Raw genomic sequence first — 17802 nt, 5'->3', positions numbered from 1 at the left:
ACGAACTCAGCGCGGTGCCGGCGGACCTCACCGACCCGGTCCGGGCGGGGCGAAATTCGGCGGCGCGACCGACCTTGATCGGTCACACTGAGTCTGCCCGCGACCATCGCGGCGCAGGTCCGTGACCCGCCAACCCATCAGCTTGACCCGTCAGGAGAGCAGTCCCGTGCAGCAGATCAGCAAGCGACTCATGAACTGGGCATCCATTCTGGAGCCCAGCACTCGCGAACAGGCTGAGAAGACTGCCGGCATGCCGTTCATCTTCCCGCACCTCGCCCTGATGCCCGACGCACACCTCGGCAAGGGCGCGACGGTCGGCTCCGTCATCCCCACCCTCGGCGCGATCATTCCGGCCGCGGTCGGTGTGGACATCGGCTGCGGCATGGCCGCCGTGCGCACCCAGTTCCACCTGGACGACGTCACCGCGCACCCGAAGCCGCTGTCCGAGCTGCGCGAGGCGATCGAGCGGGCCATCCCGCTGTCGGCGGGCAACTACAACACCGCCATCACCGACACCGCGGCGCCCCGCATCGAGGCGCTGACGGCCAAGGCCGAGAAGAGCGGGTTCGATCCGGCCCGCTATGGCGCGAACTGGGCTCTCCAGCTGGGCACCCTGGGCTCCGGCAACCACTTCATCGAGGTCACCGTCGACGAGACCGGTGCGGTGTGGCTGTTCCTGCACTCCGGTTCGCGCGGTGTCGGCAACCGGATCGCCCAGCGTCACATCAAGGTGGCGCAGGAACTCTGCGCGAAGTGGTGGATCTCGCTGCCCGATCCCGACCTCGCCTACCTCGTCGAGGGCACGGACGAGTTCTGGTCCTACATCAAGGAACTGCGGTGGGCGCAGGAGTTCGCGCTCCAGAACCGCGAGGAGATGATGGACCGGGTCGTGGCCTGCACGTCCGAGTGGATCGGCACCGACGTCGTCGAGATCGAGCGCATCGCGTGCCACCACAACTTCACCGAGCGCGAGCGGCACCGCGGCAAGGACGTGTGGGTGTCCCGCAAGGGCGCGATCGAGGCCACCGAGGGCAAGCCGGGCCTGATCCCCGGCAGCATGGGCACGGCGAGCTACGTCGTGGTCGGCAAGGGCAACCGGCTGTCGCTGAACTCCTCGCCGCACGGCGCCGGCCGCAACTACTCGCGCTCGGCGGCTCGCCGGACGTTCACCCACGAGGACCTGCGGACCGCGATGGCCGGCATCGAGTTCCGTGACACCGCGGCGTTCATCGACGAGATTCCCCAGGCGTACAAGGACATCGACATCGTGATGGCCGACGCCGCCGACCTCGTCGAGGTCCGGCACACCCTGCGCCAGATCCTGAACGTCAAGGGCGACTAGGACGGTCGGCGGCCTTCCAGCTGCCGTCCGCCTGCCTGACAGTTCCAGCCCGTCACTCCCCGTCACAGCACCTCCCGTGCTGTGACGGGGAGTTGACGCATTCCCATATGGGCATATGATGGTGTCATGGCACGAGCGGCGACGACCTCGGACGCGTTCAACGCGATCGCCGAACCGCAGCGGCGGGAGATCCTGGTGCTGCTGCGGGGCGGCGAGCGGCCGGTGACCGACCTGGCGCGGAACCTGGGGATGACCCAGCCGCAGGCGTCCAAGCACCTGCGGGTCCTCCGGGAGGTCGGGCTCGTGCGGGTCCGGGAGGCGGGCAGGCAGCGGCTGTACGGCCTGGACGCAGGCGGACTGCGGCCGGTCCACGAGTGGGTTGGCGGCTTCGAGCAGTTCTGGAGCGAGAGCTTCGACCGGCTGGACCAGTACGTGCAGGAGCTGAAGCAGGCAAGGCAGGAGGGATCACCCGATGACGACGACCAGTAGCGGCGGCGAGCCCGCACCCGCGATCGCGGACCGCGAGATCGTGATCTCCCGGGTGATCGGCGCCCCGAGAGAGCTGGTGTTCGAGGCGTTCACGCGAGTCCGGCACCTGTCGCGGTGGTGGGGGCCGGAGGGCTTCACCACCAGCACGCGGTCCTTCGAGTTCCGCGTCGGCGGGGAGTGGGACTTCGTCATGCACGGGCCGGACGGGACCGACTACCAGGAGTGGATCACCTGGCGGGAGATCGTCCCGCCGGAACGGATCGAGCTACTGCACGGCGAGTCCCACGACGACCCGAACGCCTTCGAGTCGGTCCTGACCTTCGAGTCGGCCGGCGAGCAAACCCGGATCGTGATGCACACGCTGTTCCCCACCAGGGAACTGCGCGACGAGGCCGTGACGAAGTACCACGCGATCGAAGGCGGCGAGCAGACCCTGCGCAACCTGGCGGCCTACGTCGCAGAACTCACCCGAAACGAACCAACCCCAAACGAACCAACCCAAGACGAAATCACCAGGAATGGAGCGGAAAGCTGATGGCAGGGAAGGTGTTCTTCAGCGTGACGATGTCGCTGGACGGCTTCATGGCGCCGGAAGCCGTGCCCGTCGAGGACGTCTTCTCGCCCAAGGGTCAGCACGACCCGAGGGCCCAGCGCTGGCTGGCGAAGTGGTCGGAACTACAGGCCTGGGTGTTCCCACAGCGCTGGTTCCGGGAGAGCGCCAAGCTCGGCGAGGGCGGCGAGGAGGGGCTAGACAACGACTTCGTACGGGCGACGTACGAGCGCACCGGCGTGAGCGTCATGGGCAAGCGCATGTTCGAGGCGGGCGAGCTGGCGTGGCCGGAGGAGGCCCCGTTCCACACCCCGGTCTTCGTCGTCACCCACACCAGGCGTGACCCGTGGGAGCGGCCGGGCGGCACCACCTTCCATTTCGTCAACGACGGCATCGAGAGCGCGCTGCTCAAGGCGCGCGAGGCCGCGGGCGACCGGGACGTGCGCATCGCGGGCGGCGCCGAGACGATCCAGCAGTACCTGGACGCCGGCCTGGTCGACGAGTTCGTGGTCACCCTCGCGCCCGTGCTGTTCGGCACCGGCATCCGCCTGTTCGACCGCGTGGACCCCGACCGCCTCGCGCTGGAGCAGACCCGCGTGGAGGCGTCGTCCAGGGTGACCCACCTGACCTACACGACCGCGAAGCGCTAGCCCGCGGTCCGTCGGTCCCAGAGGCTGGGCAGCGCGGCCGCGAACAGCACGGCGGCGGTCACCGCGAACCCGACCGGATAGCCTGCCGGCCCCACCAGCAGGCCGAAGCCGACGGCCCCGACGCCGATGCCGCCGTCGAAGGCGAGGTTCCACAGCGCGCTCACCCGGCCGAACTCGGCCTTGCTCGCGCGGTCGAACATCAGGGCCAGCGTCACGTTCTGCGCCGCGCCGAACCCGAGGCCGAACAGCGCCATTCCCGCGAGCAGCGCGACCGGGTTGTCCACCAGCACCAGCGCGGCCGTGCCGACGGCGGCCGCGAGCACGGCGGGCAGGAGCAGGCGGCCGGAGCCGTGCCGGTCGCCGAACCGCCCGGCGCCCCAGCGGGCCAGCGGCGCGGCCGAGGCCTCGACCAGCAACGCGGCCGCGGCGAGCTGACGCGCCGACGGCGACAACGCCAGCGGCAGGAAGGTCACCACGACGCCCGCCGCGAGCGTGACGGCGGCGAACACCAGCGCAGGCCTGGCGATCGCCCCGGTGCGCAGCACGCCGAGCACCCCGCCGGGCGCGGCCCGCTCGTCGTGGTCGGCCTGCCCGCCCCGCGACGGCAGGCCGGGCACGGCGGCCAGCGCGACCAGGGCGACCACGGCGGCGAGGCCGAACACGGGCCGGAAACCGAGGTGGTCGCTGAGCCACACGCCAAGCGGCAGGCCGACCGTGGCGGGGATCCCGACGGCGAGGCCGTAGAGGCCGAGCCCCTCCGCGCGGCGCTCCGCCGGCACCAGCTCGGCGACCAGCGCCGTGCCGCCGACGACCACGGCGGCCAGCCCCGCGCCGCGCGCCAGACACACCACCAGCACGAACGGCAGCGCCTGCGACGCGGCCAACGCGGCGGCGGGCAGGCCGAGCAGCGTCAGCCCGGCGGCGAGTACCGCCCGGTAGCCGAAGCGGCCGATCAGGCGCGGCGTGCCCAGCTCCACCAGCACGGTGGCCAGCATCATGACGCCGGTCGCGAGGCCAGCGCCGACCCCGCCGGCCCCGGCCGTCGCCGCGTACAGGGGGACGACCGACAGCAGCAGGTAGAAGCTGGTCATGGCGGCGAACGAGGCGAGCAGCAGCAGCGCCATCCGGCGGGTCAGGATGGCGGGGCGAACGTCCGGGATGGTCATCATGCCGAGTATCGCGCCACGGGTGATCTACGCGGATCGGGCAGATGCCTACGCGGGACCCTCAGTTTCGGCCCGGTAGGGCCTCGTCCCGCCGGGTAAGGGGCGGCGACACCGACCGAACGTCGTAGCGGTCACCGGCGCACGGCATACTGGGGGCATCCTGTGCCCGGCGTAGACATGAGGTGTGCGTACACGTGTGTGGAGTGCTTGGACTGATCTGCGCCACCGAGAGCGAAGCGATTGCGGCACGCGCCGCCGTGGGCGCCGCGCTGCGCTGCCAACGGCACCGGGGCCCCGACGAGACCGACACCTGGGCTGACGCCGAGGTCGTCTACGGCTTCAACCGGCTCGGGTTCATCGATCTCGAGCACTCGCACCAGCCGCTGGTCTGGGGCCCGCCGGAGGCCCCGAGGCGCTACACCATGAACTTCAACGGCGAGGTCTACAACTACCTTGAGCTGCGCGCGGAACTCGCCGCGCGGTTCGGCACGAGGTTCAACACCGAGGGCGACGCCGAGGCCGTCGTCGCCGCGTACCACCACCTCGGCCCGGACGCGGTCACCAAGCTGCGCGGCATGTTCGCCTTCATGATCTGGGACGCGCAGGAGAAGGTCGTCTTCGGCGCGCGCGACCCGTTCGGCATCAAGCCGCTGTTCTACTCCACCGGTCCCGGCGGCACCGCCTTCTCCAGCGAGAAGAAGAGCCTGCTTGAGCTGTCCGGCCCGCTCGGCGTGCACGAGCAGCTGGACCGCACCGCGTTGCAGCACTACCTGGTGCTCCAGTACGTGCCGGAGCCCGAGTCGCTGCACACCGGCATCCGGCGGGTCGAGTCCGGCACGTCGTTCCGGATCGTGCCCGGCGGTCGGGTCGAGTTCACCAGGTACTTCCACCCGAGGTTTGCCGCAACGCCGGTCAACGGCGAGGCCGAGGCCGAGGCGCTGTACGAGCGCATCGCCGACGTCATGCGGGACTCCGTGTCCAAGCACATGATCTCCGACCCCGAGGTCACGGTCGGCGCGTTCCTCTCCGGCGGCATCGACTCGACCGCGACGGCCACGCTTGCCAAGCAGCACAACCCGAATCTCATCGCGTTCACCAGCGGGTTCGACCGGGACGGCTACTCCGAGGTCGACGTGGCCGCCGAGACCGCGGCGGCGATCGGCGTCCGGCACGTGGTGAAGGTGGTGTCGGCGCAGGAGATGATGGAGTCGCTGCCGCTCATCATCTGGTACCTGGACGACCCGGTGGCCGACCCAGCGTTGGTGCCGCTGTACTTCATCGCGCGGGAGGCGCGCAAGTACGTCAAGGCGGTGCTGTCCGGCGAAGGTGCGGACGAGCTCTTCGGCGGCTACACGATCTACAACGAGCCGCTTTCCCTTGCACCGTTCGAAAAGGTGCCCGGCGGCGTGCGCAAGCTGATGGGCAAGGTGTCCACGAAGATCCCCGAGGGCGTGCGGGGCAAGGATCTGCTGCGACGCGGCGCGCTGACGCTGGAGGAGCGGTACTACGGCAACGCCCGCAACTTCCGCGACGAGCAGCTGCGCGCGGTGCTGCGGAACTACGACGAGCGGATCGGCTTCCAGGACGTCACGGCGCCCTGGTACCAGGTTTCGCGCGACTGGGATCCGGTCGCCAGGATGCAGCACGTCGACCTGTTCACCTGGCTGCGCGGGGACATCCTGACCAAGGCCGACAAGGTGACCATGGCCAACTCGCTTGAGCTGCGGGTGCCGTTCCTGGACACCGAGGTGTTCCGGATCGCCGCGAGCATCCCGGTCGACCAGAAGCTGGCAGGCGGCACCACGAAGTACGCGCTGCGCAGGGCGCTGGCCAAGATCATCCCGGCGCACGTGCTGAACCGCCCCAAGCTCGGCTTCCCGGTGCCGATCCGCCTGTGGCTGCGCAACGAGATGTACGACTGGGCGCGCGGGATCATCGCGGACTCCAGGACCGACGAGCTGCTGGACAAGCGGGCAGTGCTCGCGTTGCTTGAGGAGCACAAGGCCGGCCAGTTCGACCGCAGCCGCCAGCTCTGGGCGCTGCTGGTGTTCATGTTGTGGCACGGCATCTTCGTGGAGAACCGGATCAAGCCGGAGATCCCCGAGCCGGTGTACCCGGTCAAGCTCTGACGTCACGCAACGGCCCGGCAGCCCCTACTCGCGACTCGCGTCGGGGCGGTCGGGCCGTTGCGGGTCGAGGCCGCCCATGAGGGTGCGGACCAGCGCCGCGGCCGCTCGGTCGGCGGCGTCGGCGTCGCCGGGCTCGCCGCTGAAGCTGCTGATGAACGCGTGGTGCAGGCAGGCGCCGATCAGGAGTTCGGCGGCGGCCCTCGGGTCGGCGTCCCGGTGCACGCGGCCGAGTCGCTGCTCCGCCGCCAGGTACCCGGCGAGTGCGTCGCCGACGAGGTGCGGGCCGGCGTTGCGCTCGCGCAGGGCAGCGCGGTGGGCGGTCAGCAGCTCGGGCTCGGAGTACACCGACGCGGCCATGGGGAAGGTCAGCTCGTAGAAGCCGATGGCCGCCCTGGCGACCTCCGTCACGGTGTCCAGGACCGAGCCCTGCCCGACGCGCCCGGTCAGGCCGCCGAGCACAGGGCCGAGCGTGCTGGGTACGCGTTCGGTCAGCACGGCGACGAACAGGTCCGTCTTGTCGCGGAAGTGCCGGTAGAGCGCGGCCTCCGAGTAGCCGGCCTCCCTGGCGATCTCCTTCGTGGTGGCGCGGGCGAGGCCCCTGGTTCGCATCACGTGCGCGGCGGCGTCCACCATGCGGTCACGAGTGCTCATCGCGCCTCCGTCTTGACAAGTTAGTGAGTACTCACCACTCTAGCAGTTAGTGAGTACTCACCAACTGGAGGAATCGTCATGGAGTCAGTTACGCCCCGTCGTGTCGTGTGCCTCGGTTGCAGCATCACCCGAGGCCAGGTCAGCGCCGACTACGTCGCGATGCTCGAACATCGCACCGAGGGAGGGCCGTTCGTCTTCACCAACGCGGGAGTCAACGGCGACCTCGCCTACAACGCGCTCCAGCGCCTCGACTCCGTGATCGAGTCACGGCCCGACGTGGTGACCGTGCTCATCGGCACCAACGACGCGAACGCGAGCCTGACCGAGAAGAACACCCGCATGATGACGCGGATGAAGAAGCTGCCGACGCGGCCGACGATCGACTGGTACCGGCAGAACCTCGCTGCCATCGCCGATCGCCTCACCGGCGAGACAGGGGCCAGGGTCGCCCTGCTCTCCCTGCCGACGCTCGGCGAGGAGTTGGACTCCGAATCCGTGCGGCGCTCCGCGCAGTACAGCGCCGTGGTGCGGGAGGTCGCTGAGGCGCGCAGCCTCGCCTACCTGCCGCTGAACGAGCGGCAGACCGCGTACCTGACGGCAGGCGGGCACACGCCGGGCATCCCGTTCCGGGACGGCCGTGCCCTGTCCGCCCGCGCCGCCACCCAGCATTTCGTGCTGCGCCGCTCGTTCGACAGCATCGCCCGCCGCCGTGGCCTACAGCTGACCACGGATCTGGTCCACCAGAACACCAGGGGCGCCACGATGATCGCCGACCTCGTCGCCGAGTTCCTCGGCGCCACCGTCAAGTCGTAGCGCAACGGCCCGTGCTCGCGTCGCGGCCACTGGCGGGCCCGGACGCCCCGCAGCCGGCCGTCGAGCCCGCGCCGGACCGCAGGATCCGTCCGCTCACGATCGCGCTCCGTCGAGTAATCGAGTGGCTCACGACGATCAACGGGCGTGAGAATCACCGCATGCCATCCACGTCCGAAGCGCTGATCGTCCGGCAGGCCACCGACAACGACACCGGGCGGCTGGCCGTGCTGCGCCGCGCGTGGTCGGAGGAGCAGGCCGACGGGCCGCTCGGCGACCTCGACTTCGAAGGGCGATTCGCGCAGTGGTACGAGGAGGAAGCGCCGCGTCGGGTGACCTACCTGGCCGAACTCGACGGCACGCCGGTCGGCATGGTCAACCTCGCCGAGTTCCGTCGGATGCCGAGGCCGGGCCTGCCGGCGTCGCACTGGTGTTACCTGGGCAACGCGTTTGTCCTTGCCGCGCAACGCAACCACGGCATCGGCACCGCCCTGCTCGACGCCGCCATCGGTCACGCCCGCGACCTTGGCGCGGCGCGGATCGTGCTGTCGCCCAGCGATCGCTCGATGCCGTTCTACCAGCGAGCCGGTTTCGGGCCGGCGACCATGCTCATGGCCAAGATCCTGGACTGACGAAAGGACTTCCGAGCAGGCGGCGCGGGAAATCCCTGTCCGCGCGCGGGAGTAGGCCCGGACTCCCGACCGGCGGTGCCGGTGGTCGCCGCGAGTGGGTCACTCGTTCCGCGCGGCGCGGGCCCGCCGCTTGCCCTCGTGCATGGCCTGCACCCGCGCCACCGGAATGGTGTGCCCCTCGGCGACCAGCTCGTCCGGCAGCTCCTGCGGCGCCGGTAGGTGCTCCGCCCACGGATCGCGGTCGCCGAGCAGGCCGGGGGCGGTGCGGATGGTGAAGTCGTTGGGGGAGACGCGGTCCAGGTCCTCCCACGCCAGCGGGAACGACACCCTGGCGCTCGGCCGGATGCGCGGGCTGTAGGCGGCAACCACGGTCGCACCGTGCGCGCGGGTGGAGTCGAGGAAGACCTTGCCGTGCCGGTCGTCCAGGATGAACGCCGTCGTCGCCAGCTCGGGGTCCAGGCGTTCGGCCCTGGCGGCCAGTGCCCGCGTCGCGGCGGCCACGTCGTCCGCGTGCCCGGACACCGGCACGAACACGTGCACACCCTTGGAGCCGCTGGTCTTCACCGCGCCGGTGAGCCCGGCGTCCGCCAGTGCCCGCCGCACCAGCTTCGCCGCGCCGACGACGACGTCGAACCCCGCGCCCTCCGGCGGATCGAGGTCGAGCACCAGGTACGTGGGCCGGTCCAGTTGTCCCGCGAGCCCCAGCGTCACGTGGTACTCCACCGCGCGCTGGTTGGCGAACCACAGCAGCGTTCGGCGGTCGTCGCACAGCGCGTAGGTGATCTCCCGCTTGGACCGCTCCGCCCACACCTGCGTCGTGCTGACGAAGTCCGGCGTGTACTTGGGCAGGTTCTTCTGCATGAACGGTTCCTGCCCCGGCCGCACCCGGACCACAGACAGCGGCCTGCCCCGCAACACGGGAAGAATCCGGTCGCGCACGGCGTCGAGGTAGTCGACCAGGTCGCGCTTGGTCGCCTCGGCCCCGTCGAACAGCGGCTGGTCGAGGTTGGTCAGCGTCACGCCGTCCCGCTGCTCGTCGCTCATGGTCACACCCTCTCCGCTCGTCGCCGGTAGGGCAAGTGGACCAGCCGTGCGCGCGGTCCGGGTGGCCTCGCGTCACGGCTGGTCCGGCGCTGTCAGGACCTGGCGTTGGTCCAGGCCGCGCTCTCCAGGAAGTGGTTGTCGTAGAGCTCCTGCACGTCGAGCAGGCTCTCTGGCGGCACCTTGCCGTAGGCGATGCGTTCGAGGTGGCGGAAGTACTCGAACCGCTCGACGCCTGGGGTGATGACGATCAGGATGTCGGCGTTCTCGCCCGGTGCGGCGCCGAAGGCGTGCGCCTTGCCCGGCGGCACGATGACCAGGTCGCCGCGTTCGGCGGTGACGATCTCCTCGCCGGACAGGAGCTGGGCGGTGCCGTCGATGACGTAGAACAGCTCGGCGGACTTGGTGTGGTGGTGCGGCGTCGCGCCGTTCGCGCCGTCGAGCAGGGTGACCCGCTGGGTGGACAGCGCTCCACCGGTCGAGCTGCTGTCGGCCAGCAGTCGCATGGTGGTCGGGGCCTGGCCGATCACCTCCGCCTCGGCGGAGCGGACGACAACGGACTCGTCGAAGTTCGGCACGATCAGCGACATCGGAGTTGCTCCTTGTGTTGGGATTGTTCTTGTCCGGCAGGAAGATACGACCTCAGGCGACCGGCTGCGGTGACCGAACCCTGGAGCCGCTGAGCAGAAGCAGCGCGGTGAACGCGATCACGGCCGCGGTGGCTCCGTGCACCCCGAACGCGGTGGCGGTCGATCCTCCCGAGGACAGCACCGTGGTCATGTCGCCGATGGGGGTGACGGCCTGGGCCAGCATGATCCAGCCGAGGACGCGGCGGTTGCCCACCACCACGATGACGAGGATCGTGAGGCCGGACACGACGTCCCGAATTCCCTTGAGGGCAAGGAATCCGTCGCCCTGCCCGTGCGGCCAGCTCGGCAGGCCGAAGCTCGACGCCGTCGTCTCGGGGAGCAGCAGGTAGTTCGCGCCGACGTAGATGATGAAGAGGGCGCCGAGGACGGCGAGCACGGTGCCGATGGTGGCGCGGGACGGGACCTTCGTGCCGGACATGACGATCTCCTGATGAATGGCCGGGGAGAGCGGGCTTGGCGTGCTCTCTGGTGTGGAACAGAGCTTGGGTCCACGGCCTTGGAGTCGACTTGGAGCCGGACTTGGAGTTGGAGCTGGCACGGGGGCCGGGCTTGGCGTCGGGCTTGGAGCCGGACTCGGCGTCGGAACCGGAACCGGAACCGGAACCGGAGTCGGCGTTGGAACCGGAACGAGGGTCGGACTCGGGGTGCGGGCGGTCAGTGCTCCGCGGCGATGGCCCGTTCCACGACGTCGAAACCCTCGTCCAGCAGCGCGTCCGGGATCACCAGCGGCGGCAGGAAGCGCAGCACGTTTCCGTATGTGCCGGCGGTCAGCACGATCACGCCCTCGGCGTGGCAGGCCTTGGCGATCCGCGCGGTGCGGGCGGCGTCGGGCGCGCCGGTGTCCGGGGACACCAGTTCGACGGCCAGCATCGCGCCGCGTCCGCGCACGTCCCCGATCTCGGGGTGCCGCCGGGCCAGCGCGGTCAGGCGGGGGAGCACGCGCTGTTCGATGCGCCGCGCCGCGCCGGCCAGGTCGCGGTCGCGCATCAGGGCGATCGCGGCCAGCGCCGCGGCGCAGGCGACCGGGTTGCCGCCGTAAGTGCCGCCGAGCCCGCCGGGGTGGATGGCGTCCAGCAGCTCGGCGCGGCCGGTCACCCCGCCGAGCGGCAGGCCGGCCGCGATGCCCTTGGCGGTGGCCACCAGGTCGGGCACCACGCCTTCGTGCTCGCTGGCGAACCACGCCCCGGTGCGGCAGAAGCCCGTCTGCACCTCGTCGGCGATCAACAGCACGCCACGGTCGGCGCACCAGGCGGCCAGGGTGGGCAGGAATCCTTCCGCCGGCACGACGAAGCCGCCCTCGCCCTGGATCGGCTCGATCAGGACGGCGGCCGTCTGATCCGCGCCGACCTGCGACTGAATGTGGTCGATCGCGCGCCGCGCGGCCGCCTCGCCGGTCAGGCCGGCCGGGTCGCGGAAGGGGTAGGACATCGGCGCCCGGTAGACCTCGCCGGCGAACGGGCCGAACCGGTGCTTGTACGGCATGTTCTTCGCCGTCAACGCCATCGCCAGGTTGGTGCGGCCGTGGTAGGCGTGGTCGAAGGCCACGACCGCGGCCCTGCCGGTGACGTGCCTGGCGATCTTGACGGCGTTCTCCACCGCCTCCGCCCCCGAGTTGACCAGCATGGACCGCTTCTCGTGGTCGCCGGGGGTCAGCGCGTTCAGTTCCTCGCACACCCGCACGTAGCCCTCGTACGGGTTCACCATGAAGCAGGTGTGCGTGAACCGCGCCGCCTGCGCGGCCACCGCGTCGGCCACCTGCGGAGCAGCCGCGCCGACGCTGGTCACCGCGATCCCCGCGCCGAGGTCGATCAGCGCGTTGCCGTCCACGTCGTGCAGCAGGCCGTCCTCGGCCCGCTCCACGTACACCGGCAGGACGCTGCTCACCCCGCTGGCCACCGCCGAGGCCCGCCGCCGCTGCCACTCCAGCGAGCGCGGCCCAGGGATGTCGGTGACCAGTCGCCGTCCGATGTTCTCGCTCATCGGCCAAGCGTCGCCCCGACCTGGCCCCTCCGCAGTGTCGGATTCGGCTAGGTTCGGCGCGATGACGCACCATTTCGTCGAGGTGACAGCGTGGCGATGACGCTGCGGGCGCTGCTCGCCGACCCAGCGATGGGCCTCGTCGCGCATTTCGGCGGCGAGGTGACCGACCGGCCGGTGAGCTGGGTGCACGGCAGCGAGCTGCTGGACCCGACGCCGTTCCTGACCGGCGGCGAGCTGCTGCTGACCACCGGGCTGTGCCTGCCGGCCGAGGACGCGGGCGAGTGCCGGGCGTTCGTCCGTCGGCTGGCCGACGCCGACGTCGCCGGGCTCGGGTTCGGCGTCGGGCTCAGCCACGCGCGGGTGCCGGCCGTGCTCGCGGACGCCGCAACCGAGGCCGGGCTGCCGCTGATCGAGGTGCCGAGGCAGACGCCGTTCATCGCGATCAGCAAGGCCGTGTCGATGGCGGTGGCGGCCGAGCAGTACGCGGCGCTGGTCCGCACCAGCCAGGCCCAACGCGAGCTGGCCCGCGCGGCGGTGACCGGGCCGGGGCCGGCCGGCGTGGTGCGCCGCCTCGCGCACCTCGTCGACGGCTGGGTGCTGCTGCTGGACGCGGCGGGACAGGTGATCCACGCCGAGCCGTCCCGCGCGGCCGACCGGCTGCCGGAGCTGCGCCCCGAGGTGGACCGCCTGCGCCGGCAGGGTGGCCCGGCCAGCACCGCGTTCGCCTGCGCCGACGCGCACGTCTGGGCGCAGACCCTCGGCAACGGGGCCCGCTGGGTGCTGGCGGTCGGCCGACCCCTGACGGCGCCGCAGGCCGACCAGCACCTGGTGCACACGGCCGCCGCGCTGCTCACCATGGGGCTGGCGCGGTCGCACGCGGTGCGGGCCGCGCACGCCAGGCTGCACACCGGCCTGTTCCGGTTGCTGCTGGCCGGCCAGACCGAGCTGGTCCGGGAGGCGGCCGGGGACGTGTGGGGGCCGTTGCCCGCGCCGCCGGTGCGGGTGTTCGCCCTGGCCGGCACCGCGTCGGCGCGCCGGGCGGCGCTGGACCTGTTGGACGCGGAGGCCGCGCGGTCCGACGGGCCCGCGCTGGTGGCCACGCTCGACGGGACCGTGCTGGTGCTGGCCGGCGCCGACGGCGCGGCGGCCGACCGGGTGTCCCGGTTGCCGGAGCGGGTCCCGGCGCTGCGGGTCGGCGTGTCCGAGCCCGTCGACTACGGCCGGTTCGCCGAGGGCCACCGGCAGGCCACCCAGGCCGCGGCGGCCGCCGTCCGGCACGACCGGCCGGTCACCGGCTTCGCCGACCTCGCCGGCGCCGGGGTGCTGAGCCTGTTGCCCGCCGACGCGGCGGGCGCGTTCGCCGAGTCGCTGCTGGCCCCGCTGGTCCGGCACGACCGCGAGCACGGCGGCACGCTGCTGGCCAGCCTGCGGGTGTGGCTGGAGCAGCTCGGCCAGTGGGACCCCGCCGCCGCCCGGCTCGGCGTGCACCGGCACACCCTGCGCAACCGGATGCGCAGGGTCGAGCAGCTCACCGGCCGCGGCCTCGACTCGCCAGGGGTGCGCGCCGAACTGTGGCTCGCGCTGCAACTCCTGCCGACCGAGCAGGAGCGGGCCGAGCCAGGGTGAGGCCGAGCCGGGCAGGTCCGAACCAGGCAAGGGCGAACCGGGCAGGTCCGAGCCGGGTCAGTGATCGGCGATGATCGAGCCGAGCCGGTCACCGACCCCGGGATCGGCCAGCCGCAGCACGGTGGCGTAGCCGGCCGCCAACACCAGCACGGCGAGGGTGATCAGCGGGAAGTACTTGAACGGCGCCTCCTGGCCCGGCTGAAGCAGGCTGTAGAGCGGATAGACGAGCGCGGCCGCGCCGAGCAGCGGCAGCAGCAGGTGCCGGACCACGCTGAGCCGATCCCGATCGTGCCGCAGGATGTACACGGGCAGGCCGAGGTTCGCCACCAGGTACACCACGATGATCATGATGGTGCCGAGCGTGGCCAGGTCGCCGAACGCGACCAGCGGCTCCTTGCGCCAGCCGTAGCCGAAGGTGATCGCCAGCGCGACCACGAAGAACACCAGGTAGGCGACCAACGGTGTCTGGCTGCGCCGGGTGACTCGGCCGAGCGCGGCCGGCAGCAGCCGTTCCCGCCCGGCGTTGAACAGCAACCGGGTCTGCGAGTTGGCCGCCGCGATGAGCACGCTGACCGTCGAGGTGAACCCGGCCGCGATCGCCAGCACGCCCAGCGCGCCGCCGACCGACTTGGCGAGATCGACGAACGGGATGTCCGCCTTGGCGATCGCCGAGGTGCTGTCGTCGAAGCCGACGATCGAGGTGTAGGAGATGACCAGGTAGGTGACCGCCATCAACGCGACGCTGGCGAAGATCGCCCTCGGGATGCTGCGCCGTGGGTCGGCGGTCTCCTCGGCCAGCGTCGCCGAGTTCTCCCAGCCGACGAACAGGAAGACCCCGAGCGGGAAGCCGAGGCCGAGTCCCTTGAGGCCGCCGGGAAAGTTCGCCGGGTCGAACGGCCGCAGGTTGATCGACCCGGCGTGCGTGATCAGCAGCGTGACCGAGACGATCGCCAGCACCACCATCTCCACCAGGAAGAACGCCCCGGCGACGCGCGTGGACGCCTTGACCCCGGTGACCATCACCACGAACGCGAACACCACGAAGACCGCCGAGAGGAGCTGCCAGGACACAGTGAGATGCAGGAAGTCCTTGAGCAGCAACGCGGTGATGGCGCCGGTGGCCGCGATGACCCCGGCCAGCGCGATGACGTAACCGACGATCAGCGTGACCGCGGACGCGACGCCGGGGATCGCGCCGAGCGAGCGGCCGATGAAGCTGACGAACGATCCGGTGCTCGGCATCCGCACCGAGAACACCGACAAGGTGTTGCCCAGCAGGAAGATCGCCACGGCGGCGACCAGCACGGTCAGCGGCGAGGCGATGCCGGACACCGCGACGATGCCGGCGAAACTGAAGTAGAAGCTGAACGCTGGCCCGATGTTGGCCATCGTCGAGGTCGCGATGTCCAGCACGCCGAGTTCGCCCCGGCGCAGCCGGTACACCGGGCGGTGGGAGGGCTCACTCGTGGCCTGCCGCGTCGGGTCAGTTGTCATGTGCCGCGCCCTGCCCGTGCGGGGTCGGGGCCGATGTGCGCTGGGTCACCATCGGTCCATGGTCCCGGCATGGCCGGCATTGCGGCCATGCCGATTTGGCCTGTGCGGCCGTCCCGATTCGCCAAGCTGGTGCCAGGATGAGCTGTGGCACGGATCGAGCCGCTGTGTCGGTCAATGATCAACGGCCACGACGAGAGCGCACCGGGCGTTGGCGGGCGAGAACGAGGCCGGCCAGCGTCGTGACCGCCATCGCGGCGATGCCGACCAGCGCTGCGGTGGTGTAGGCGTGGTCGTTCGGGAAGAGATGACCGGTGTCGGTGCCGGTGGCCAGGACCAGGCCGCCTATCGCGCTGCCCAGGGAGTACCCGACGCTGCGGACGACGTAGTTGAAGCTCATCGCGCTCGACGTCTCGCTCTTGGGTGTGACGGCCAGGATGACGCCGGGCATCGCGGCTGAGAAGCTGCCGACGCCGAAGCCAAGCACACCCATCGCGACGAGCAGTTCGGCCAGGTTCGACCGGGCCGCGGCGAAGAGGACGAACCCGCCGCCGACGATGACCGCGCTGCCGGCCAGGAGCACGGGTGCGTCGATCAGCGTCCGAACCCGGGGCGTGAGTTTGCCGGCGACAAACCCCAGCACCGAGAACGGGATGAGGACCAGCCCGGCGACGAAGGTGGTCAGTCCGAAGCCGTAGCCGGCGCTGTGCGGCGTCTGCGCGTACCGCGTGATGAGCGTGAGCAGGAGGTACATGCCGCTCCCGCCAACGAACATGGCGATGTTCGCTCCGGCGACCGCCGGGTGCCGCACCGCCCGGACATCGACCAGGGGCGTCTTGCTGCGCAGCTCGGAGGCGGTCCAGATGCACAGCAGGAGCACGGCGGCGACGGCGAGGACCACCGCCACGGCGAGGTGACGGCTCCACAGACTCCTCTGGCCGACCAGGAACAGGACGAGGAACAGTCCGCCCGCCAGAGCGAGCGCGCCCGCCACGTTCACGTGAGCGGAGCGGCCTTCGGGAGCCGAGGGCATGGAACGCCAAGCGATCAGGAAGGCGACAGCGGTGACGAACAGACCGAAGCCGTAGGCGGCCTGCACGCCGCCGATCTCGGCGAGCAGTGCGGTGAGCGGGTAGCCGACGCCGGCGCCGATGATCGAGACCACCGAGATCAGGGCGATCGTCGCCGTGCTGCGCTCCTCGGGAAGATGGTCCCGGGCCACGCCCATCATCAGCGCCGTCAGACCGAGCCCGACGCCCTGGGCGGCCCTGCCGATGAGCAAGAACGCGAACGGCAGCGGCAGCACGGTGAGCGCACTGCCGGCGACGACGATCGCCAGCGTGGCGAGGATCGTGGCCCGTCGGTGCGGGCCGGCTCCGAGCCGGCCAAGGACGGGCGTGGCGACGGCGCCGCTCAGTAGTGCGACGGTCAGCGTCCACTGCGCGCTGTCGAGCGAGACGTGGAACGTGGTCGCCACACTGGTGATCAGCGGCGTCCCGAGGCTGGCGACCGCTGCCACGACCAGGGCGATGAACATCAGGGCGGGGACCAGCAGCCGCGCCTCGGAGCGTTCCAGGGTGCGCTCCGTCACCGCTTCTGCCCTTCTCGATCCTGGTTTTCGAGCTCTGCCAGGTGCGCCAGCGCCGGAAGCGCCGCCACCAGGGCCTCGACCTCGTCGTCGGCGAGTTCGTCGATCAGCCGCGCGAACGCATCGACGCCCGCCTGGCGCCGCGTCTGAACGTACGACTCGCCGGCCTCGGCCAGCCACACCAGCGTGACCCGCTTGTCGGACGCGTCGCCCCTCCGCTCGACCAGTCCGGACTCCTCCATCACCCGGACCAGGACGGTCATCGCGGGCTGGGTGACACCCTCGATCGCGGCCAGATCGGTGATGCGTCGCGGGCCGGACCTGTGCAGGGTGGCCAGGGTGGCGGCGGAGGTGATGCTCATATCGCGCGGAAGGCGTCGCACAGCCCTGGTGGCCAGCCCGTAGAGGGCCGACCCGATCGCAGTGGCAGCGCCAGGAGTGGCGGCTTGACGGCTCATGGGTGAAGCATACAAGATTTATATGAATACTCTATGCATCACGCGAAGTCGGACGTGTCCGGCCGAACACGGGAGGTTTCCATGGCCAAGGGCTACTGGGTCAGTGTGTACCGCGCTATCTCCGACCCGGAGAGGCTGGCTGCCTACAACACGTTGGCCGGTCCGGCCGTGCGAGCTGGGGGCGGGCGGCTCCTGTCCCGTGACGGCCGAGTCGTCGCCCGCGAGGCCGGAATCACGCAACGCGTCGTTCTGATCGAGTTCGACAGCTTCGAACAGGCCGTCGCGGCATACGAGAGCGAGGTCTACCAGAAGGCGCTGGTGGCTCTCTCCGACAGCGTCGAGCGCGACTTCCGCATCATCGAAGGCATCGAGTGACCGACGAGCTCAGCCATCGCCTCTGGCGGTGACCCTGTGCGGCTCGTCCGGGCTGGTGGCGCTGAACGGCCTGGCGCGGTGGCGTGAGCTGGCGGCGATCCGACCGCTGCCGGGGCGGTCGCCGATCCACCCGCCGACCGCGCTGCGCTGATCGACCCCGCCGAGCAGCGAATG

19 protein-coding genes are annotated in these 17802 nt (G+C 70.9%); 10 read left to right on the top strand and 9 right to left on the bottom strand.

Translation table 11 applies throughout. The features are described from left to right. Positions 1 to 190 precede the first annotated feature (190 nt). From F0L68_RS00885 to F0L68_RS00870, 4 genes are all read left to right on the top strand, one after another. Entirely contained in the window at positions 191 to 1342 is a 1152-nt protein-coding gene (locus F0L68_RS00885) for an RtcB family protein (protein WP_223198398.1), read from the top strand. 126 nt (positions 1343 to 1468) lie between these two features. After that, positions 1469 to 1831, top strand: a complete 363-nt coding sequence (locus F0L68_RS00880) for an ArsR/SmtB family transcription factor (protein ID WP_149847426.1) — start codon at positions 1469 to 1471, stop codon at positions 1829 to 1831. Then, entirely contained in the window at positions 1815 to 2366 is a 552-nt protein-coding gene (locus F0L68_RS00875) for an SRPBCC family protein (RefSeq protein WP_149847425.1), read from the top strand. The genes F0L68_RS00880 and F0L68_RS00875 overlap by 17 nt, the downstream gene beginning before the upstream one ends. Then, entirely contained in the window at positions 2366 to 3031 is a 666-nt protein-coding gene (locus F0L68_RS00870) for a dihydrofolate reductase family protein (RefSeq protein WP_149847424.1), read from the top strand. Before F0L68_RS00875 ends, F0L68_RS00870 begins: the two co-directional genes overlap by 1 nt. On the opposite strand, the gene F0L68_RS00865 is transcribed toward F0L68_RS00870, so the two are convergent. Then, positions 3028 to 4197: an MFS transporter gene (locus tag F0L68_RS00865; protein WP_223198381.1), complete on the bottom strand. Its 1170-nt coding sequence runs from the start codon at positions 4195 to 4197 to the stop codon at positions 3028 to 3030. The two genes, F0L68_RS00870 and F0L68_RS00865, sit on opposite strands and share 4 nt — an antisense overlap. Before the next feature lie 194 nt (positions 4198 to 4391). On the opposite strand from F0L68_RS00865, the gene asnB reads away from it, so the two are divergent. Next, on the top strand, positions 4392 to 6326 hold the full coding sequence (asnB, locus tag F0L68_RS00860; RefSeq protein WP_149847422.1) for an asparagine synthase (glutamine-hydrolyzing): 1935 nt from the start codon (positions 4392 to 4394) through the stop codon (positions 6324 to 6326). 24 nt (positions 6327 to 6350) lie between these two features. Here asnB and F0L68_RS00855 read toward each other — a convergent pair whose 3' ends face one another. Next, positions 6351 to 6977, bottom strand: a complete 627-nt coding sequence (locus F0L68_RS00855) for a TetR/AcrR family transcriptional regulator (RefSeq protein WP_149847421.1) — start codon at positions 6975 to 6977, stop codon at positions 6351 to 6353. A 78-nt stretch (positions 6978 to 7055) separates the two neighbouring features. Between F0L68_RS00855 and F0L68_RS00850 the strand changes: the two genes are divergently transcribed. Next, positions 7056 to 7790 (top strand): SGNH/GDSL hydrolase family protein, encoded by a 735-nt coding sequence (locus tag F0L68_RS00850; RefSeq protein ID WP_149847420.1) that lies wholly within the window; start codon positions 7056 to 7058, stop codon positions 7788 to 7790. 158 nt (positions 7791 to 7948) lie between these two features. Continuing rightward, positions 7949 to 8419: a GNAT family N-acetyltransferase gene (locus F0L68_RS00845; RefSeq protein ID WP_149847419.1), complete on the top strand. Its 471-nt coding sequence runs from the start codon at positions 7949 to 7951 to the stop codon at positions 8417 to 8419. A 99-nt stretch (positions 8420 to 8518) separates the two neighbouring features. On the opposite strand, the gene F0L68_RS00840 is transcribed toward F0L68_RS00845, so the two are convergent. The 4 genes from F0L68_RS00840 to gabT form a co-directional block, all read right to left on the bottom strand. After that, the gene (locus F0L68_RS00840) at positions 8519 to 9463 is read right to left on the bottom strand and encodes a DNA polymerase domain-containing protein (RefSeq protein ID WP_223198380.1); all 945 of its coding nucleotides are present in this window, start codon (positions 9461 to 9463) and stop codon (positions 8519 to 8521) included. Between the two features lie 92 nt (positions 9464 to 9555). Then, positions 9556 to 10050, bottom strand: coding sequence for a cupin domain-containing protein (locus F0L68_RS00835; RefSeq protein WP_149847417.1), 495 nt, complete (start codon positions 10048 to 10050; stop codon positions 9556 to 9558). Between the two features lie 52 nt (positions 10051 to 10102). Then, positions 10103 to 10528 (bottom strand): DUF4267 domain-containing protein, encoded by a 426-nt coding sequence (locus tag F0L68_RS00830; RefSeq protein ID WP_149847416.1) that lies wholly within the window; start codon positions 10526 to 10528, stop codon positions 10103 to 10105. A gap of 236 nt (positions 10529 to 10764) precedes the next feature. Then, positions 10765 to 12090, bottom strand: a complete 1326-nt coding sequence (gabT, locus tag F0L68_RS00825; protein WP_149847415.1) for a 4-aminobutyrate--2-oxoglutarate transaminase — start codon at positions 12088 to 12090, stop codon at positions 10765 to 10767. 96 nt (positions 12091 to 12186) lie between these two features. Between gabT and F0L68_RS00820 the strand changes: the two genes are divergently transcribed. Then, positions 12187 to 13716 carry a PucR family transcriptional regulator gene (locus F0L68_RS00820; RefSeq protein WP_149847517.1) on the top strand — a complete coding sequence of 510 codons (1530 nt, stop codon included), beginning with the start codon at positions 12187 to 12189 and terminating at the stop codon, positions 13714 to 13716. 57 nt (positions 13717 to 13773) lie between these two features. Here the strand turns inward: F0L68_RS00820 and F0L68_RS00815 are convergent, their stop codons facing one another. The 3 genes from F0L68_RS00815 to F0L68_RS00805 all read right to left on the bottom strand — a co-directional run bounded on the left by F0L68_RS00815 (position 13774) and on the right by F0L68_RS00805 (position 17253). Continuing rightward, positions 13774 to 15210: an APC family permease gene (locus F0L68_RS00815; RefSeq protein ID WP_149847414.1), complete on the bottom strand. Its 1437-nt coding sequence runs from the start codon at positions 15208 to 15210 to the stop codon at positions 13774 to 13776. Between the two features lie 178 nt (positions 15211 to 15388). Further along, complete coding sequence (locus tag F0L68_RS00810) at positions 15389 to 16798, bottom strand: MFS transporter (protein ID WP_149847413.1); 1410 nt, start codon at positions 16796 to 16798, stop codon at positions 15389 to 15391. Further along, a complete protein-coding gene (locus tag F0L68_RS00805; protein WP_223198379.1) occupies positions 16795 to 17253 on the bottom strand; it encodes a MarR family winged helix-turn-helix transcriptional regulator in 459 nt (152 codons plus the stop codon). The genes F0L68_RS00810 and F0L68_RS00805 overlap by 4 nt, the downstream gene beginning before the upstream one ends. An 81-nt stretch (positions 17254 to 17334) precedes the next feature. Here F0L68_RS00805 and F0L68_RS00800 point away from each other — a divergent pair, with 81 nt between their 5' ends. Together F0L68_RS00800 and F0L68_RS44440 are read left to right on the top strand one after the other, a co-directional pair. Further along, positions 17335 to 17628 (top strand): DUF1330 domain-containing protein, encoded by a 294-nt coding sequence (locus tag F0L68_RS00800; RefSeq protein WP_149847412.1) that lies wholly within the window; start codon positions 17335 to 17337, stop codon positions 17626 to 17628. Positions 17629 to 17656: 28 nt separating this feature from the next. Then, positions 17657 to 17779 (top strand): hypothetical protein, encoded by a 123-nt coding sequence (locus F0L68_RS44440; protein ID WP_276313803.1) that lies wholly within the window; start codon positions 17657 to 17659, stop codon positions 17777 to 17779. The last annotated feature ends 23 nt before the right edge of the window (positions 17780 to 17802 follow it).

The sequence above is a fragment of the Solihabitans fulvus genome (genome assembly GCF_008386585.1).
Taxonomy (GTDB): domain Bacteria; phylum Actinomycetota; class Actinomycetes; order Mycobacteriales; family Pseudonocardiaceae; genus Solihabitans; species Solihabitans fulvus.
The sequence above is the reverse complement of the archived record's forward strand: the minus strand, read 5'-3'. Positions and strand labels throughout refer to the sequence as shown.

Coding starts and splice junctions, on each gene's coding strand:
- F0L68_RS00885 (WP_223198398.1), top strand. CDS start 191: ATGAACTGGGCATCCATTCTGGAGCCCAGCACTCGCGAACAGGCTGAG.
- F0L68_RS00880 (WP_149847426.1), top strand. CDS start 1,469: ATGGCACGAGCGGCGACGACCTCGGACGCGTTCAACGCGATCGCCGAA.
- F0L68_RS00875 (WP_149847425.1), top strand. CDS start 1,815: ATGACGACGACCAGTAGCGGCGGCGAGCCCGCACCCGCGATCGCGGAC.
- F0L68_RS00870 (WP_149847424.1), top strand. CDS start 2,366: ATGGCAGGGAAGGTGTTCTTCAGCGTGACGATGTCGCTGGACGGCTTC.
- F0L68_RS00865 (WP_223198381.1), bottom strand. CDS start 4,197: ATGACCATCCCGGACGTTCGCCCCGCCATCCTGACCCGCCGGATGGCG.
- F0L68_RS00855 (WP_149847421.1), bottom strand. CDS start 6,977: ATGAGCACTCGTGACCGCATGGTGGACGCCGCCGCGCACGTGATGCGA.
- F0L68_RS00850 (WP_149847420.1), top strand. CDS start 7,056: ATGGAGTCAGTTACGCCCCGTCGTGTCGTGTGCCTCGGTTGCAGCATC.
- F0L68_RS00845 (WP_149847419.1), top strand. CDS start 7,949: ATGCCATCCACGTCCGAAGCGCTGATCGTCCGGCAGGCCACCGACAAC.
- F0L68_RS00840 (WP_223198380.1), bottom strand. CDS start 9,463: ATGAGCGACGAGCAGCGGGACGGCGTGACGCTGACCAACCTCGACCAG.
- F0L68_RS00835 (WP_149847417.1), bottom strand. CDS start 10,050: ATGTCGCTGATCGTGCCGAACTTCGACGAGTCCGTTGTCGTCCGCTCC.
- F0L68_RS00830 (WP_149847416.1), bottom strand. CDS start 10,528: ATGTCCGGCACGAAGGTCCCGTCCCGCGCCACCATCGGCACCGTGCTC.
- gabT (WP_149847415.1), bottom strand. CDS start 12,090: ATGAGCGAGAACATCGGACGGCGACTGGTCACCGACATCCCTGGGCCG.
- F0L68_RS00820 (WP_149847517.1), top strand. CDS start 12,187: ATGACGCTGCGGGCGCTGCTCGCCGACCCAGCGATGGGCCTCGTCGCG.
- F0L68_RS00815 (WP_149847414.1), bottom strand. CDS start 15,210: ATGACAACTGACCCGACGCGGCAGGCCACGAGTGAGCCCTCCCACCGC.
- F0L68_RS00805 (WP_223198379.1), bottom strand. CDS start 17,253: ATGAGCCGTCAAGCCGCCACTCCTGGCGCTGCCACTGCGATCGGGTCG.
- F0L68_RS00800 (WP_149847412.1), top strand. CDS start 17,335: ATGGCCAAGGGCTACTGGGTCAGTGTGTACCGCGCTATCTCCGACCCG.